We start from the raw sequence: 19,788 nt of genomic DNA, 5'->3' as shown, positions 1-19,788 counted from the left end.
GAGGCCGACGCGGCCATCGGCGTCGGCGGCCCGCGCAACATCGAGCCGGGCGACTCGGCCACCTACAGCGTCAGCCTGCAAAGCCTGACCAACGTCGACACGCCCTATGTGCGCTTCGACGTCGGCGCGACGGACATGGGCAACAGCGCCAATGTGCTGGAAGGGCTGAACTTGCCCTATGTCGTGTTCGGCTCCAACGTTGGTGGCCAACCCGACGGCGCCATCGCCGCCGGCAATGGCAACAACCAGGCCTACGGCACCACGCCCACCACCGGCGTGCGCGCCGACGTGCCCTGGGCCGCGCTGGACGGCATGACCAACACGAATGGCTGGAACCTGGCCCCCGGCTATGCCTTCGACCTGGCGGCCAACGGTTTCGCCGGCGCCACGTTCAAGGTGCAGACCTATCCGGGCCTGGCCGAGTGGATCAACTACGACTTCGAAGGCCTGCGCGACAAGCTCTACGCCATCCGCCCGGACTGGAAGGCCGCCGGCCTGCTCGATGAAGGCGTTAGCGGGCTGAACCGCATCTCCCCGGGGCTGACCGCCAAGTTCCTGTCCACCGACCCCGAGGTCCACATCACCAAGGAAGAGGCCGTCGCCATGCCCTTCCGCTTCGACACGCTGGCCAGCGTGACGACGCTGACGCGCGCCGAATTCATCGCCGACCAGACCCGCCACGCCCAGGCGCTGCGCGCGGCCATCCTGGCCGACGCCACCGCACCCAACACGCTGGCCGTACTGGCAGCCGACGAGGCGCAATGGGTCAAGGGCTGGCTGGGTGCGCTCGAAGCGGCCGGCCTGTTGCGTGCCGAAGGCACCGCCCCGGCCATCCGCAGCGACGAGCTGGTGCTGAGCCTGAACGCCACGCTGGCCACCGGCATCCTGATGTCCAGGGCCGGTGACAGCTACCGCACGCAGAACGACCTGCTCGGCTTCTTCGCCAAGGTGCAGCAGTGGTACGGCGACACGGCGAAGTACGCCGGCGACCGCAACGCCGCGCATGCGCCGGTCGACTACGTGGAAGTGCGCGAGGTCGAGGACGGCGGCACCGTCGAGATCCCCGTGCCCGTGGCGCCGAACGCGGCCGACTACGACCAGCACGCCGGCCAGTCCACGCACTTCATCAGCTTCGACGTCTTCGCCGGCAACCGCGCCGAGCTGGAGTACCTGCGCCACATCGGCGTGCTGGATGCCGAGTTCCGCCCCGTCGGCCCGCAGACGCTGAACCTCACCAGCTACCTGCAGCAGGCCGCGCAGGCGCAGGCGAATGCCGGCGCCGCCATCAGCGTGCGTGGGCCGCAGGCCCTGCCCGCCGCCAACGGTTCGACCTACATCCCGACCGACTACGCGCTGCCCTACACGCTGTCGTTCAACAACCCAACCAGCGCCGCCGTGGGAGAAATCCGTCTCGTGACGGCCATCGACCCCGACCTCGACGCGCGCAGCCTGCGCCTGGGCGACCTGAAGATCGGCGACATCAACATCCACGTGCCGGCCGGCCAGGCCGTCTTCCAGGGCGACTTCGACTTCACCGGTGCGCCGGGCAAGGGCTATGTGCTGCGCGTCAGCGCCGGCATCGACGCCGAGGCCCGGGTGGCCACCTGGCTGCTGCAGGCCATCGACCCCGACACCGGCGAGGTGCTGCACGACCCGGCCCGCGGCCTGCTGCCGCCGGACGCCAACGGCAAGGCCACCGGTGGCTTCGCCAGCTACACCATCAGCGCCAGCGACATTGCGCAGAGCGGCGCCAACATCAGCGCCTCGGCCCGCGTGTTCTTCGACGCCACGCCGCCCATCGTCAGCTCCGCCATCAGCCACACGCTGGACGCCGATGCGCCGGTCACCACGTTGACGGTGGCCAGCAACGGCAACAACGCCAGCGGCCAGCCCACCTACAAGCTGAACTGGAAGGCCGTGGACGACGCGGCCGGCGTCAAGCACGTCACCGTCTACGTCGCCGAGGACGGCGGCGATTTCAGGATCTGGCAGAAGCAGGTGGCCGGTGCCGAGAGCACGGCCATCTTTGCGGGCCAGGCCGGCAAGCACTACGAGTTCCTGGCCGTCGCCACCGACAACGCCGGCAACCGCGAGGCCGCCAGCATCAGCAACGCCGTGCTGCCCGACGACGGCAGCCGCACCGAGGCCCAGCAGGGCCTGGGCGTGACCGACACGCTGGACCAGACCGGCGAACTGCCGGCCGCCGCGCCGGACCGCAGCTACAGCCCCAGCGACCTGTTCGCGCAGGCCGCTCAGCGGCTGCCCGGCTTCGTCATCACGCCCGCGCTGGGCGGCCTCGGTGCCGACCTGCAATCGGTGCTCGCGCCGCTGCAACTGCGCGGCTTCGCCAGCGGCTTTGGCGCCAGCCAGGGCGCCATCGGCGCGCTCGCCATGGTCGAGCTGGCCGACGGCTCGGTGCTGGCCAGCGCCGGCGCCGAGCGCAACCAGGTCTTCCACTTCGGCAAGGAAGGCGGCCGCTCCGTGCAGCCGCTGTTCACGACCGAGGCGGCCATCCTCGACATGGCGCTGGACGCCGTCGGCAACCTCTGGGTCATGACCGGCTCCGAGCTGCTGATGATCGACAGCGGCAGTGGCGCCGTCATCAGCCGCACCCGCGCCCCCGCCGGCGAGCCGCTGACGCATGCGCTGGCCATCCAGCCCGGCACCGGCCTCATCTTTGTCGCCAGCGGCAACGGCGTCGAGATCTTCGACCCCAAGGCCACCAGCGCCGCCCAGGCGTGGAAGCACTTCAGCAACACCCGCGTCGGCGACCTTGCCTTCGGTCCGGACGGTCGCCTGTGGGCGGTGCGCTGGACCGGCAGCGACGTCAAGGGCGCCCTGCCCGAGGCGACCACCGACATCGTCAGCTTCCCGATGAGCGGCCGCACCGTCGGCCGCGCCGAGCTGGAATACCGCCTGCCCGGCCTGGTCGACAGCATCACCTTCGGCAAGGCCGGCACCGGCCTCGCGGGCCTGCTGCTGGCCAGCAGCAACACGGCACAACGCCCGACCGCGGCGGACGGCAGCACGGCCGTCGCCCACACCAGCGCGGTCTGGGCCATCGAGCTGCAAAGCCGGCGCAGCCTCAAGCTCGCCGAAGGCGGCACGCGCGGCGAGAGCATCGTCGCCACGGCCGACGGCCGCGTGCTGGTCGCGCAGACGAACCGCATCGACGAACTCGCGCCCATCAAGGCGCCCAAGGTCATCTCCGCCAGCGTCGCCGACGGCGCCCTCGTGCCGCTGCCGCTGACGCAGCTCGCGATCAGCTTCGACCAGGCCATGTGGACCGGTGCCGATGGCGCCGACACCACCAGTCCGTCCTCGGTCTTGAACCCGAAGAACTACAGCCTCATCGCCACCGGCGCCAACAGCCATCTCATCCTGACGCCCGAGAGCGTGCGCTGGGATGCGGCGAGCAAGAGCGTCATCCTGACCTTGCCCAACCTGCCTGCGGGCGGCTGGCGCGTCGAGGTCGTCAACACCGTGCGCAGTGGCGCCCAGGTCACGCTGGGCGAGGCCTGGGGCCTGGTGTTCACGGCCGTCACCGACATCTCCAACTTCGTGCGGCTGGAGTTCGCCGACACCCGCGCCGACCGCCTGACCGGCGCGATCAGCTACGACGTCAACATCACCAACCTCGGCGTGGACGACCTCAAGGGCCCGCTGATGCTGCTGCTGGACCCGGGCCGCTACTTCGGCGACAGCATCCTCGGCGCTGCTCAAGGCGATGGCGCCCAGGCCGAGCTGTGGGTGCTGGACCTGACGGCCGCGCTGCAAGGCCACCCGCTGAAGACCGGCGAGACGCTGGCCAACCGCACGGTCACCGTGCGCCCGGCGTCCAGCTTCGGCACCACGCCGGGCTCGGGCCAGATCGTCAAGGTCAACCTCGGCCATGGCGTCTACGCGCTGCCCTACGACAACACGCCGCCGGTGCTGGGCCAGATCAAGGCCGATGGCGCGCTGGACCTCACCACCGTCGCGCTGCCGGCCGCCACCGCCGGCGCGGCCTGGACGGCCAACCTGGGCGCCGTCGACACCGATGGTCGCCTGTTCTTCTGGGAACTCGTCAGCGCGCCCGCCGGCATGACGATCACGCAGGCCGCGCTGGTCGAGAGCAGCGCCAGCGGCTACGGCAACCGCGCCACGCTGCACTGGACGCCGAAGGCCACCGACCGCACGGACAACCAGATCCTCATGCGCGTCATCGACAGCCGCGGTGGTGTCGCGCTGCGCCGCTTCACGCTGGACGTGGCGGGCGCCAACCATGTGCCGGTCATCGACGCGGTGCAGAACCTGACGCTGGAAGAGGGCGACAGCCTGCAGCTGCCGCTGCTGGCCAGCGACGAGGACGGCGACACCGTCACGGTGCTGGTGCGCAACCTGCCGGCAGGCGCCTTCTTCGACGCGGCCACCGGCATCCTGAGCTGGACGCCGGGCTACGACCAGGCCGGTGTCTACCAGGACATCACCGTCGTCGCCAGCGATGGCAAGCACGAGGTGCAGCGCCGCTTCAACCTGACCGTCAACCAGGGCTACCCGCTGCCCATCTTCCCGACGCTGGACACGCAAGTGCTGCGCGAGGGCGACCGCTTCGGCCTGCAACTGCCCGGCGCCGTGCCGGGCGGCCTGCAGCAGGCCGACGGCAGTAGCGTCACGCTGAAGTGGAGCGCCGAGCTGCTGCCCGCCGGCGCGACGCTGGACGCCGACACCGGCTGGCTGTCGTGGACGCCGGGCTATGCCCAGGCCGGCCTGCTGACCGTGCCGGTCGCGCTGATCGCCACCTTCACCGCGGCCGATGGCAGCAAGTCCGTCACCGCCGTGAAGCGTGAGATCAAGTTCGACGTGCGCAACGCCAACGGCGCGCCGGTGTTCGACCCGGTCGAGACCTGGGGCGTGCTGGAAGGCCAGCCGCTGCGCATCAGCGTGTTCGCCTTCGACCCCGACAACCCCGCCTTCGAGCCCAAGGTCCGTCTGACGCCGGGCGGCGAGGCCAGCGGCCCCACGGGCACGGCCAGCACCGTCGACTACGACGTGACCGGCCTGCCGCCGGGTGCCACGTTTGACCGCGACACGCTGGAGCTGATCTGGACGCCCGGCTATGCCCAGGCCGGCACCTACTACGTGACGGTCAAGGCGACCGACGACGGCAATGGCACCGGCACCCGGCTGACCAGCCAGATCGTGCTACCCATCGTCGTCAGCAACGCCAACCGCGCGCCCGAGATTGGCAACGTGACGAACGCCTTCGTCGACCGCGGCACCGTGCTGAACATCCCGCTGGAGGCGACGGACGCCGACGGCAACCCGCTGACACTGACCGTGCAGGGCCTGCCCAGCTTCGCCAGCTACACGCAGACGCTGAACAGCGCCGGCAAGCTGACCGGCGTCATCCGCTTCGCGCCCGGCGCCGGCCATCGCGGCGACTACACGCTGACGGTCGTCGCGCAAGACAACGGCGACGGCGACGTCAACCAGGTGCTGGCCACGGCCAAGAGTTTCGTCGTCACCGTCAGGAGCCCCAGTGAAGCGCCCGTCATCACGCTGCCGACGCAGGTCGTCGCCGTGGACGGCACCGAACTGCGCGTGCCCATCCTCGTCTCCGACCTGGACCAGGACGCGCTGACCTACGCCGCGACCAACCTGCCCGTCGGCGCGCGCATCGAGAGCGACCCGCGCTACGGCCACGCCACGCTGGTCTGGACGCCGGCCGCCGGCTTGAGCGGCAACTTCGACATCAGCCTGGCCGTCACCGACCTGGGCCTGCCGCCGGCCGACGCGGGCTATGTGCCCGACCCGCAGCACCCGCCCGTGCCCAACACTTCCGTGCGCGACCTGCGCATCGTCGTGCGCGCGGCCAACGCCACGCCGACGCTGTTCGCCGTCGCTGCTACCGGTGGTGTGGTGCAGGGCGACCCGCTCGCCGGCACGCGCACCGTCGTCAAGGTCGACGAAGGCTCGCCGCTGGCTATCGACCTGTCCGGCCTCGATGCCGACCTGGACCTGCTGCACTGGACCGTCGAAGGCTTGCCCGCCGGCATGCTGCTGGTGCCCAGCGCCGGCAGCGGCGGCCAGACCCGCCTGCAACTGCGCTGGACGCCCGGCTTGTTTGCCGCCCAGAGCGACAACCAAAACGGCGCCGCGCCCGGCCACTACCTGCTCAAGCTGACCGCCAGCGACGGCGCCGCCAGCTTCACGCGCGACGTCGAGATCGTCGTCGCCAATGTCAACCAGGCACCGGTGCTGATCCCGATGCCCCTGCAGCTCGTGCCCGAGGGCCAGACGCTGTCGTTCACCATGCGCACGACCGATGGCGACAACGAGGCCACGCAGCTGGCGCTGATCTACGACGCCAGCACGCCCAGCGGCGTGTTCTTCGACGCCGCCACCGGCTATTTCGAATGGACGCCCGGCGCCGACATCGTCAACAACGCCACCGCCGACACGCGTGCCTACACCTTCAACTTCAGCGCGACGGACGGCCAGGTCACCGTCACGCGCACGGTGCAGGTCCGCGTCTTCGACGTCAACCAGGCGCCAGAGATCACCACCGCCAGCCATGCGCTGCTGGTAGGCCAGAGCTTCTCGCTGCCTGTCGTCAAGGGTGCCACGGCCCCGGTCGGCGCGCTGCGCCTGGTCGACGCCGACGGCGCCGCCCAGACGGCCGCGCTGGCCATCAGCTTCATCGGCCTGCCCGAGGGCGCGGCCTATGACGCCGCCACCGGCCGCCTGAACTGGACACCGGGCCCCGGCCAGGTGGGCGACTTCACCGTGCTGGCCACCGTCAGCGACGGCCGGAACTCGACGACCAACAGCTTCGTGCTGCGCGTCGTTGCCGACGCCAGCGCCAACGCGCCCAAGCTGCTCGTCAACCTGACGCCCAGCACACCCGTGCTGCCCGGCCAGGTCGTGCTCGCCACCGTGCGTGCTGACGCCTTCAGCCCCATCGCCAGCATCACCGTGCAGGCGCGCGGTGCCGGCATTGGCCAGGCGGACTGGGTGCCTGTGACGCTGGACGGCCTCGGCCGCGTGCGCATCACGCCCAGCCAGCCCGGCCTCATCGAGCTGCGCGTGACGGCCGTCGACGCCGACGGCTTCTCGGCCACGACGACGCAGACCGTGCGTGTGCGCCACCCGCTGGACACGACCGCGCCGACGCTGGCCTTCACCGGCGTGCTCGACACGGGTGGCCTCGCCCCCGCCGTCATCGGCAGCTCGACCACGCTGACCGCCCGCGTGGCCGACCTGCAACTGATGGGTTATGTGCTCGAAGCCGCACCCTCCAACGGCGACCGCGTGGATGAGTCCGCCTGGCGCACGCTGGCGTCCGCCGCCTTCAGCGCCGCCGCCGTCAACGGCGACCTGACGCTGGCGACGATCGACCCGTCACGCTGGGCCAATGGCGTCTACCAGCTGCGCCTGCGCGGCTGGGACCTGGCCGGCCGCACGACCGAGATCACCACCCGCATCCTGGTCGACTCGACCGCCAAGCAGCTCGTGCAGGCCCAGGCCACCGACGCCGTCTTCCGCCTCGGCAACCACGACCTCGCGCTGACGCGCAGCCTGGACGTCAACGGCAGCGGCGACCTCGGCAACTGGACGCTGCCACTGCTGGACACCCGCCTCAGCCACGACCAGGCCGGCAGCGACGCCCTTGGCGCCTCTGCCGCCTGGGTGCTGGGTGCGCGCGTCTGGCTGCAGGTGCCCGCCAGCCTGTCCGCCGCCAACGCGGCCAACGAGTACCTGAGCTTCACGCTGGGCACCGCCGGCACACCGCTGTCCAGCGACCCGACCTCGCCGCTGGTGCAGCGCCCCGTCTTCACGGGCGGCACGGCGGGCTGGAGCCTGGCTGTGGTGAACGCCGACCCGACGATGCCTGTCGCGCTGCTGCCCCAGGGCCAGCGTCTGCTGGACCGCGTCACCGGGCTGCCGTGGCAGCCCATCGCCTATTTGCTGACGGGCCCCGACGGCACCAGCTACCGGCTCGACGCGCGCGGCCAGATGCAGAGCGTGCGCTTTGCCGACGGCCAGCAATGGCTGGTGTCCGACGCGGGCGTGGCCCTGGTCGGCAGCAGCGACCCGAACACCCGCCTCGTCTTCGAGCGCGACAGCCAGGGCCGCATCGAGCGCGTCGTCGGCCGTCAGACGGCCACGGCCGACGCGGCCATCGTCTACCGCTACGACAGCACCGGCCGCCTGGCGCTGGCGCGCAGCCTGTACGGCGACGGCAACCTGAACCTGAGCATTGGCTATCACGCCGACGGCAGCGTCATCAGCGAGCCCATCACGGCGCAGTTCGGCACGGCGGCCGGCTGGCTGGCCAGCGTGGCCACGCCCAACAACAGCTGGAGCGGCACGCTAGCCACCGGCACGCCGGCACGCTTCAGCTTCGTCGTGCGCGACAGCGAACTCGCCAGCACCATCAAGGCACCCGGCGCCGCCGGCGCCATCGTCTACGCCATCGAAACGGCGGCCGGCAGCAGCCTCGCCATCGAAGGCGCCACCGTGCTGGGCCAGGTGGCCAACGGCGGCAAGACCGTCACGCTGGTGCGCGTGACCGAGGCTGGCCTGAAGCTGCTGACGTTGACCGGCAACGGCGCGGCCAGCATCAAGGTCAGCATCGCCGGCGATTTGAACCGCGACGGCCGCATCGACGGCACGGATTCGACCGCCTTCGCGGCCTCGGGCGTCGACCTGAACGGCGACGGCGCCGCCAATGACACCGACCGGCAAGTGCTCTACGCCAACTACGGCTGGCGCGCCAACCTCGCTCCGGTCAGCATGGCCAGCGCCACGCCGGTGCTCGCCCACACCGACCTCAACAAGTGGCTGGCGCTCGACAACGTCGCGCTGGACCGTGAAGGCGACAGCGTGTTCTGGCGCGTCATCGGCGCGAGCCATGGGAGCGCACAACTGGCTGCCGACGGCCGCACCCTGCTGTTCAAGCCCGAGGCCGGCTATGCGGGTGCCGCTGCGGTCACCATCGAGGCCGACGACGGCTGGGGCAGCAGCGGCCCCATCGTGCTCCAGTTCAACGTCAGCTCGGCGGCGCTGCTGGCCATCAACATCGTTGACGTGGGGCCGCTGCGCTCCGGCGAGACCCGCCAGCTGCAGGCCTTCGGCGACTTCGCCGACGAGAAGGGCGTGGCGCTGACCGGGAACTACCTGCAGTGGACGGTGGAGAACTGGCAAGAGGGTGCCGCTGCGGTCACCACGACGCCTGGAGAGACCTTGCTGGGCGGCCGCGTTGCGGGCTGGGGCTATCTGACGGCTCGCCACGGTGGGCTGCTCGGCGTGCGCAGCTACGAAGTGGACGGCCCGAGCGAAGAAACCATCCGGCTCGCGCTGGGCGGGCTGGACGTCTATCCGGGATCGGTGTCGCTTGTCGCGCCAAAGGCTGACGGCAGCGGCGCGGGCCTGCGCCAGATCAAGCTCACCGAGGTGGTGGGCAGCACCGACGTGGCGGGTTCGTACTACACCAGCTACTTCGTGGCCGACGGGCGCGTGGCCGAAGTGGGGCTGGATGGCGTGATTCGAGCCAAGGCGGTCGGCACCACCAAGGTGTATGCCATCTACAAGTCCGGCCAAGTCGAGCTGACGGTGCATGTGGCCGAACCTACCGTGATGACCGCGCAGCAGCCTTCGGTCGAAGTGGACGCCGGCGGTGCATTGCTCCAAACGCAGGGCGGCGTACAGGTTGCCATCGCTGCGGGCGCCTTCGATGCGGTGCATCAGGTCGCCGTGACCGACCTGGACCTCGACAACCTGCCCCTGGCGGCGCCCAGCTTTGACGGCTTCCAGGTCCTGTCCGGCTTCCATCTGGAAATGGGCGACGTGCGCAGCACGCAGCCCATCCAGATCGCCAGCTCAGCCCTGGGGCTCAACCCTGCCGAGTACGAGATCCTGATCCTGCGCCGTGGCAGCGTGACGCTGGCCGACGGCAGCGTGCAGGACACCTGGTGGGTGGTCGACAACGGGCACATCGGCGCCGATGGCGTGGCCCGCACCGCGAGCCCGCCTTATCCCGGCGTGACTGCCGGCGGGGACTACCTGGTCTCGGCCCGCCGCACCAACAAGGACCCGAAGACCGGAGCGACCGACACCCGCTTCGTCAGCCTGGATGCGAACTGGCAGCTGATGTGGTTTGCCGGCATCAACATGGCCATGGGGGTCGCGGCTTCGCCGGGTGGCTCGATGGTCGCCGTGGCGCTGATGTCCATGCTGCCGCTGGCCACCTTCCAGGTTACGACCTTCTCCACCACAGCCCAGTACATCCAAACGGGTACCAGCCGCGTGGAGGGTGACAAGCTCAGCATCGACGTGTCGCCGCCGCCCAGGCTGGTGGTCACCGACCCCGAGATCACGGCGCTGAGCCAGGTGGATGCATCGACCTACAAGCTCAAGGGCAGCGGCTTCACCATTGCCGGCGCCAAGACACGCGTCCAGGTCAGGCTCAAGCCCGTGGGCAGTGCACTGACGGAGATGAACACCACGCCCGATCGTGGCCTGCTCTACGACTTCATGCAGGTCGTCAGCACGAGCGACACTGAGATCGTCTTCAAGGTGCCGGACGGCGTGGCCCTGGCGCTGCACGAGGTGTGGGTGCAGCGCGTCTTCGATGAGCCCAACAAGGATGGCACGGCGGGCGACCTGTACGGCCTGTTCTCGGGAAGCCCGAGCAACCGGGCCGAGTTCAAGCCGCAGCGCGAACTGGGCGTGGTGCTGGACCGCACCAGCGTGCAGTTCCTGGACGGCAATAGTGGCGACACGATCCAGGCGCTCAAGGATGTGATCGACCTGCCAGGCTATCTGACCGGTCTGAAGACAGACGCGCTAGCCTATGGGGCGGACAGCCGCGAGCTGTACATCGCGGCGGCGGGCAAGATCTACATGGTCGACATGGTGACGAGAAAGCTCGTTTACACGTTGAAGGTGGGCGATGCCGGGGCCAACATCGCGGCCCTGGCGGTGTCTGGTGACTGGATGTACGTTGCCGAGGGCAGCAGCTATGGCACTGCGGGCACTGCACGCTTGCTGCGCGTCAACATCAACAGCAAGGACGCGCGTTTCATGAAGGAGGTACAGCAGCTGCTGCTGCCCGACGCGGTGAAGCCGGGACCCTCCGGCTTCCTCGATCTCGCCGTCAGCGGCGGGCGCTATCTTGGCGTGACTGCGCCCATCGACAGCTTCACGCGCTTCGGCTTCGGCTCGAAGGAAAAGGGCAACGTCTACATCATCGACCTCGAAGCGATGCAGACCGCGCACGACAAGCAGCTGAAGGACACCAAGGGGGCCGACACGGCGCTACGCGTCGCCCTCGAGGATGTGAAGACGCTGGACTTCGGCGTGGTGGCTGCCCGGACCGGCCAGTTGCCCTACTACATCACCAACGGGCCGCAACTGGGCCAGTTCGTGATGAGCACGACGCAGGCCTACAACAAGGGCTTTGCGGCGGTGACCGTGTCTCGCGACAAGGAGACGGCGGCCTGGACGAATACCGAGATCAAAGCGCCCTTCCTGAAGCCCAGCCAGCCGCAATGGTGGGTGAATGGCTACACCCGGGACGGCAAACGCTACGGCTTCATGCAGAACATCCAGCGCGCCGCCGGTGTGGTGGTGACGCCGGACGGGAAGTACGCCTTCGTGGCCGACTACAACCACGTCTTCGACGAGATCGGCTTCATGGATGGCGTGCTGATCAACAAGCAGGTCGGCGGCAAGATCGGCATCATCAAGGACCCCTTCGGCAAGGCAGAGTACATGGGCTCCACGACGCCCATCGAAGGCGCAAGCCTGGAGAACCTGTCCCTGTCGGCCGATGGCTCCAGACTGCTGGCCACGGCAATGGCGGAGGAATACGGTGGCCCGGGTGACGGCTACTACAGCCGCTTCTTCTCGGCGGTCTATGACTTCAATGTGCTCAGCGTCATTGCCGCCGCCGAGAAGAACGGCGGCAGCGGCAAGGACCTGCGCAAGCCGGTGGACTTCGACGTGCCCAGCGCGCTGCCCAAGCTCTACACCAGCCTGCCCAAGAGCGACACCGGCGTCGACCCGCTGCTGAAATCCTGGGCCGTGGCAACGCAGGCGAGCGCTGGCGACCTGACGCTGATCAGCCCTCGCACGGATGCGAATGCGCGCCCGGTCTTCGAGCTCAAGGCATCGCGTGACATCACCTCGCTGAAGATCTACGTCAGCTCCTTCGCGCCCGGTGAGGGCCTGTTCCCGAACGACAAACCATCGCTTCCGGACTGGCATGGCGGTGTCATCGACGGCAAGTCCCCGCCTGGCGGACCGGTGCACGACGAGCGCATCCTGACCACCAAGGATTTGCTGGAAGGCAAGGTCGCCTGGGAGGCGGGCAAGGTCTACAAGTTCTCCGACTTCGCCACTGAAAAACTCTTCGCCGACTTCAAGCTCACGGCCGGCCAGCAGTACTGGTGGGCCGCCGAGGCCGTGCTGGCCAACGGCACCAAGGTGACGGCGTCCGCGCCATTCACCGTCAAGAAGGCCTACGAGCAGACCGGTTTCAACGGTGCGTCGGTCACCGTCCTCACGCATGGCTACCAGCCACCGCTGGTGTCAGGCACCGATGGCTTGAGTTCCTACTACGTCAACGCATTGCTCGGCAAGACCGACGCCACGTCGACCTCCGTGGCCGAGATGGCGCGTGACATCGCCAAGACGCAGGGCGGCTTCGCCTACCACTACGACCGCATCACCGGCACCTGGAAGCCTTTCGCGGACAACAGCGATCCATCGAAGCAGCTGAAGGACGCGCTGGCCGAAGGCAAGCCGGTGGCGTTGGTCCCGGATTGGGTGGTCGAGTCCGGCTTCAGCGATTCCGGCTTCTCGGAAGCTGCGGCCGATGCCATCTACGCTTCGCTGCTGCAGGCGGACCAGGCGTCGGGCGGCAAGCTGCTGTCGGGCAACCTGCACCTGATCGGCCACAGCCGCGGCACCGTGGTGAACTCAGAGCTGGCGCAGCGCATCCTCTGGGGCGTGGAGAAGTACAAGCTCAAGGCGCCTGCAGACCTGCAGATGACCACTCTGGACCCGCACGACTTCTATCAGGCGTCACTGACCCAGAGCGAGTCCTTGTCGAAGGTGCTGGTCAACACCGACCAGAACTCCCTCGCGGCACTGATTCCCAACGCGATCGCACTGGCGGTCGGCGAGATCCTGTCCCAGTCGCTGGGCCGGGTTGCCGACGCACTGAACATCGACGAACTGCTGGGCCAGCTCAAGTTGACGGCCAAGGACTTCGGGGTCGATGCATCGAACGACCTCGCCAAGATCCTCAAGGGCACGTTGATGGACAGCGCCAACAAGACGCTCAAGGAAATCTTCAAGCTGTTCGAGGCGCTGGAGATTTCCTCGAAGAAGCTCGGCTTGAAAAACATCGACTTCGCGGAGTTCTACGACCCGAACGTGGCAGCCTGGTCCGGCGTCAGCTTCGCCGACAACTACTTCCAGAAAGTGGCGAGCGAAACGGCCGCGCCGGGCAAGACGGTCACCCCGAACGGCCGCTCGTTGGCCGGCATGGGCGGGGAAGTCGACGCGGGATTCGACTTCGATTTCAACCTGACTGGCCTGAAAGGGTTCACCGTCGACGACCAGTTCCCCATCCTCGGCAGCAAGGCGCAGACGCACTCGCGGCCGCATTCTTGGTATGCGGGGACGATGGACTCACAGCTGAGCTACTTCGCCGCAGGCTCCTCCAAAGGCAAGGACAAGCCTGAAGACCGCGACTGGATCATCCGCCGCAAGGCGGACGGCAGCTTCGAGAAGGTCAAGGCCTTGGGCGCCAGTCCGGCGATCTATGGCAACAACCAGGCGTCGTGGTACCTGCAGCGACTGGACCAACTGGTGGGCCGAACCGGCGACAACGCTGAACTGGTCACTGCAACCGCCAAGGGCGCCGACGCCGACCCGGAGGCCACTTGGGAGGGCGTTGGCAACGGCTGGTTCTTCTCCAAGCTCGGCGGCGGTTCGGCTGATCGAATCACTGCGGGCAGCACCCAGCGCGTCAGCCTGGAAACGGACAACACCGAGTGGGGCTGGACGACGGGATCGGCGGCGGTGCCATCCGTGTTCAATGGCAACTTCCAGGCCAGTGTGCACCCGTACTTCGGACGCTTCATCACGTCCTACCAATTGCCGGGCTGGGCACTGCACAACGGCAACGCAACGGCAGGCTCGGACATGGGCCAGGCCCAGCACCTGCAGATGCTGGGCATCAATGCGGATGCCGTCGCTCGCTACATGACGTCTGGCGAGAAGGCCAAGTTCGAGGAAACCTTGAGCAAGTACACCGCCTTCTTCGGCCCGCAGTTCTCGCTGCAAAGCCTGGAGCAGGCCTTGTGGGTGTCCAACGCGGTGGACTATCTGCGCGACAAGCTGATCACGGAAGCCGTCAACCTGCTCAAGACGCGCGTTGCCGTGCTGGCCATCCCGCTGTCCGTGCCTTTCATCAAGAAGACCGTCGAAACCTATCTGCAGAAGGCGTTCGACTATTTCGTCGTCGACAAGCTGCTTGGCTGGAGCCAGGACATCGGCACATTCGGCCTGTCGCTTGAAAAGGTGGCGGAATGGGGTTTCCGGCTCGACGCGGCGCTACCCCAGCTGACGCACAACCGGATGGTGCTGCCGAAGTCAGCCCAGCAGGTCAGCTTCAGCCTGAGCAATGCCCACATTGCGGCCGACAGCGATCCGTTGCTGCGCGTGAAGTTCATCATGCAGAACGCGGACGGCACCTCCACCGAGGTGGCAGCGTCGCGCGACATCCGCCTGCGCGACCTGCCGACCGACGCACCCGTGTCCCTGCAGATGCTGGCCATTCCGGAGTCGGTGCGGTCCAAGGCGGCGCAGTCCGTCGAAATCCGCTTCGAGCTGGTGGATTTCAAGGACGGCGTGCTGACCGGCAGCCAGTTTGACTCGGGCGACAGTGTCGTCATCGACAACATCGTCATCGGTGGCACCCTGGGCATCAGCGACACCAGCGGCGGCAAGGAAGACCAGGCGGTCTTCTTCCGCGACAGCCCCAGCGCCACACCGGGAACCGGCACGGAGACGGGCAACTGGGTCATGCCGGATGCGTTCTATCGCGCCAACCAGCACCGGCTCACGCTCGACAACGACAGCGATGCCGACATCACCTACAGCATCGTTGCGCTGCCCAACGAGTTCCTGTACCTGGGGACGGCCTACGGGGGCGATCGGGCGGACGTCGCCACGGGCGAGCGGGTGCTCAAGACCGGCCAGACCTTGGCCAAGGGCGGTCGCACCGACCTGGACATCGGCGCCAGGCTCACCGATGAGGCGCGCGAGAAGTACGCCGATACCTACGACGCCGTCGTGTTGACCGGCACGCTGCGCTTCGATGCCCAGAAGAGCACGGCGAACGGCGTCGTGGACGCCGGCTCGACGAGCCTGCAGACGGTGTATTTCGGCGAGCTGTCCGATCTGAACCGCACCGACAGCGTGCTGAACGCGTTGGCGATGCGCGCAGGCGGCGAACGCGAGGTCACGATCTACAACCCCAACGGCGTGAAGATCGAGATCGAAGGCAACAGCGACTGGATCATCACCAACACCGGTGCCACCACGCGCCTCACACTCAAGAGCGACGTACAGAGCCGCGGTGTCTACCGCGCCAACCTCGTCTTCAAGATCAACGACGAGGTCTACGCCCGAGCGGCGGTGCAATGCGAGGTCGTCGCGGTCCAGCAGATCAGCATCGACGCCACACGACTGCAGGCGCTGATCGCGCAGGCCATGGACATTGCGCGCGCCGATGACGCCACACGCACCGGCTTCACCAGCGAACACCTCGCCATCTACAACCTGCTGGCGGGCGGTGGCGTGAAGGATGCGTTGCCCGCAGACCTGTCCGCCGCAGACCTGGCACTGATCGAAGCCGGCCTGCGCTCGGGCGTGGCGGGCGGAGACGGCCTGGGGATCTTCGACGAGTTCAAGGCAGCCGGCCTGCTGGACGTGCGCTATGGCGCCGCCGCCGGGCTCGATGGCCCGACTGCCGCGCGCACGACCGCAGTGCAGTTTGATCTCGCGCTGTCCGGCAACGGCACCGAAGCCGGCCGCGCCGGCACCGACCTCAGCGTGCACCAGATGGAGTTGTTGCTGACGAAAGCCGATGGCAGCGTTCGCAGTGACATCGGCAGCCGCGCCAAGGAGTACGTGCTGTCGCGCGTGCTCAATGCCGACATGACGGGCTCGTTCAGCGGTCCGGTGGCCAGCGTCTCAGTGCCGGCGGCGCTGCGCCAGGCCGTGGTCTGGGCCGGCAACATCGCCGACAGGGCGGCCCGCATGGCCGCCATCGGGCGCTACTTCGGCTGGCTCGTGGGCCATGAGCTCGCTCACAACCTCGGCCTGCCGGACGAGTACAGGCTCGATGGCCTGGGCGGCCGCATCGCGCTGACCACCCAGGACACGCTGATGGGCGTGCCCGGCCAGTTGCGCCGCGTCTCCCAGCAGACCGACGCCCTCATGTTGGCCTTGCGCGGCGACGAAGATCGTTTCGATACCGCATCGCTGGACCGGCTCGTCAAGTACCTGAAGACGCTCTCGGCCGGCCAGGCCTATTCGGGCGCACCGCCTGTCGACGACGCGACTGAAGGCGCCGGGTCGACATCGGGCGTGGTGCCCGTGTCCATGGCGGAGTTCGCTCCCTCGATCAGTATGGCGGCGGCACCGGCCTTCCTGTCCGGCCTGCCCGTCAACGTCACGCTGCGCGGCGGCGACCTGCCGGACGCCACCGGCTGGAGCACCCGCGGCAACGTCGTCATCCAGGATGGCAGGGCCGTGCTGGGCGAATCCGCCTCGCGCCACGCCCAGCTGTCTCAGGCCTTCACGCTGGGCGCCAACGACAAGCTGCTCAGCTTCACCGTCGAGTCGCCGCATCTGCTCGCCAACGCGGCCGGCCCGTTCGATGCCTTTGAAGTGGCCTTGCTCGACGCCACCACCGGTCTGCCCACCGCCGGTAGCATCGGCCTGAACGGCTCTGACGCCCTGCTCAACCTGCAGACCAACGGCCGCGAGCGCCTGGCCACCACGGTACGCAAGCAGCTCAACGCTGACGGCAGCGCGACCTACTTCGTCGCGCTGGCGCCGGAGCTGGCGGGCAAGAGCGTGCTGCTGAGCTTCGACCTGCTCGGCTTTGCCGCGCAGACCAGCACGATGACGGTGCGCGACATCAAGCTCATCGGCGACCCGCAGGCCGTCGGCGACGCCGTCGCGCTGGACGAGGACGGCAGCGCCACCGGCAACGTGCTCACCAACGACCTCGTCTTCGGTGCCACCAACGTCACCATCGAGCAGGTCGACGGCCCGGCCCACGGCACGCTGACGCTGCTGGCCAACGGCCAGTTCAGCTACCAGCCGGCGGCCAACTACAACGGCAGCGACAGCTTCAGCTACCGCTTCGTCATCGATGGCCAACCGAGCAACACGGCCACTGTGGCGCTGACCGTGCGGCCCGTCAACGACGCGCCGACGCTGACCGGCCGCAGCCTCACGGCCCAGGCCGGCCAGACAGTGGCCATCAACCCGCTGAGCACGGCCTTCGACATCGACGGCGACACGCTGACCGCCGCCGTCGTTACCGGCCCGGCCCACGGCGTGCTGACCGTGCTGTCGGACGGCAGCTTCAGCTACAAGGCCGCGAGCAACTTCGCCGGGCCGGACAGCTTCAGCTACCGCGTCAGCGACGGCCAGGCCGAGTCCAACCTGGTCACCGTGGCCATCACCGTCAGCAACGACGGCACACCCAACGCGGCCCCCACGGCCGCTGATGGCCTGGCCACCGGCAGCGAGGACCAGACACTGGCGCTGGCCTGGAGCCACTTCGCGGTCGTCGACCCCGACAGTCGGCCCGACCTGCTGCAGGTCGAGATCACGGCCCTGCCGGTCGATGGCGCACTGCAACGCCAGCAAGCCGACGGCAGTTGGGCTGCTGTGGCTGTCGGCGAGCGCTTCAGCCAGTCCGACCTGACGGCGCGCGGCCTGCGCTTCGTGCCGGCGGCCAACGCCTCGGGCGGCGCCGGCTACTTCGGCGCGGGCGAGGGCAACGGTCAAGCGCACTACGCCCACATCGGCTTCAAGGCGTTCGACGGCGAGCTCTACAGCCCGGCCGCCCGGCTCGTCATCGACATCGCGGCGCAAGCGGACGCGCCCATGCTCACCATCACCGGCGGCAACACGGCCACCGGCCTGGAGGATGCGGCCCTGGCTCTGCACGCCATCGTCGCCGGCCTCGTCGACAACGACGGCTCCGAGACCTTGGTGGTGACGCTGACCGGCTTGCCGGACGGCTTCACATTGAGCGACGGCACGCGCAGCTTCACGCCATCCGCCACGCAACGCGTCGTCAACCTCGCCGGCTGGCAGCTCGACGCCCTCGTGCTGACGCCGCCGCGCGACTTCAACGGCAGCGTGGCCCTGCAATTGCAGGCCACGGCCATCGAAGGCGCCACCGGTGAGTACGCCACGACGACGCAACTGCTGACCGCGCAATTCGTCGCCGTGGCCGACGCACCCACTTTGACGCTGAGCCCGCGCGACGTGGCCGTCAGCCGCGAGCTGGTGGCGACGAGTTGGGAGAGTGCGGCGAATGCGGGCACCACGGCCACCGTGGTCGCCGGGCCGACGCTGGAGGGTTGGGCGGTGCGTTCCACCACCACCGTTGGCAAGGTCGCGGCCTTCGAGATCCAGGCGGCCGGTGATCGCATCAGCAATCTCAGCGGCAACCTCGTCACCGTGCAGCCGATGGCCGGCAACGGCAGCCAGTGGCTCATGCTGCGCAATGGTCGGGCTACGCTGGCCTACCAGGCGCTGGGCATAGAGCGCACGGTCGACACCATCGACGGCGCGCGCTACACCCTGAGCCTGGACTACGCAGGCGGCCTGGGCCTGGCCGCAGCCAACAGCGCGATTGGCATTTATGTGGATGGCATCAAGGTGGCAAGCTATGCCGCCGCCAGCCCGTCGTTGTCGCTGAATTGGGAGGCGCTGAGCTTCAAATTCGACGGCAACGGCCAGGCGCGCCGTGTCGCCATCGTGCTGGAGGGGGGCGATGCCATCGCCGGTGGTGCCGTGCCGCAACGCGGCGCCAACATCGACGACATCCGCATCGTCGAGACCCTCCCCCTCGGCGCGGCTCGCGTCTACGGCCTCGTTGACACGGCCATCGCCCTGCCCAGGATTGCCGCGTCACTGAGCGACACCTTCGGCGGCGAGACGCTTGAACTGACGCTGATCGGTCTACCGGCCGACGCCACGCTCAGCGATGGCGTTCGCAGCGCTGCCGGCGGCATGGCCATCAACCTGGCGGGCTGGAACCTCGGGCAGCTGAGCTTCACGCCGCCAGCGGGCTTCATCGGCGGCGTCAGCCTCACCGTGCGTGCCGCCAGCGTCGAGACGAGCAACGGCGCGAGTGTCAGCGTCAGCCAGAGCTTGGATGTACGGGTGCTGACCGGCGTGGCCGTGGCGACGCCCGCCGGACTCAACCCCTACGTCACGTCAGCGGCGCAGGCGCAGGCGACGCAGGCTCAGGCGGGCAGCCAGGCGATCAATCCGACTTCGGCGGCGGCGCTGGCGCTGCTGGCCGGTGATCGCGGCCACCTCGGCGGCGTGGCCGAACCGACCCTGCTGCCCAAGACCGCTGCGGAGATTGCGCATGCTGAAGCCGAGCGCGCCCGCGCACTCGGTGATGCCTGGCTCAAGGAGCTGGAAGAGCGTGCCAAGCAGCAGTGGCAGCAACTGGTGGGCGGCAAATGA

1 protein-coding gene (running past one end of the window) is annotated in these 19,788 nt (G+C 68.6%); it reads left to right on the top strand.

All coding sequences use genetic code 11. The features are described 5' to 3' along the window. Window positions 1–19,788, top strand: the 3' portion of a protein-coding gene (locus AC0IZJ_RS20260; RefSeq protein ID WP_471853163.1) for a calcium-binding protein. It extends 16,464 nt beyond the left edge of the window; the window shows 19,788 of its 36,252 coding nt (coding positions 16,465–36,252); the start codon falls outside the window, past its left edge; the stop codon is at window positions 19,786–19,788.

This window comes from Roseateles sp. AC306 (genome assembly GCF_979253795.1).
The sequence above is the reverse complement of the archived record's forward strand: the minus strand, read 5'-3'. Positions and strand labels throughout refer to the sequence as shown.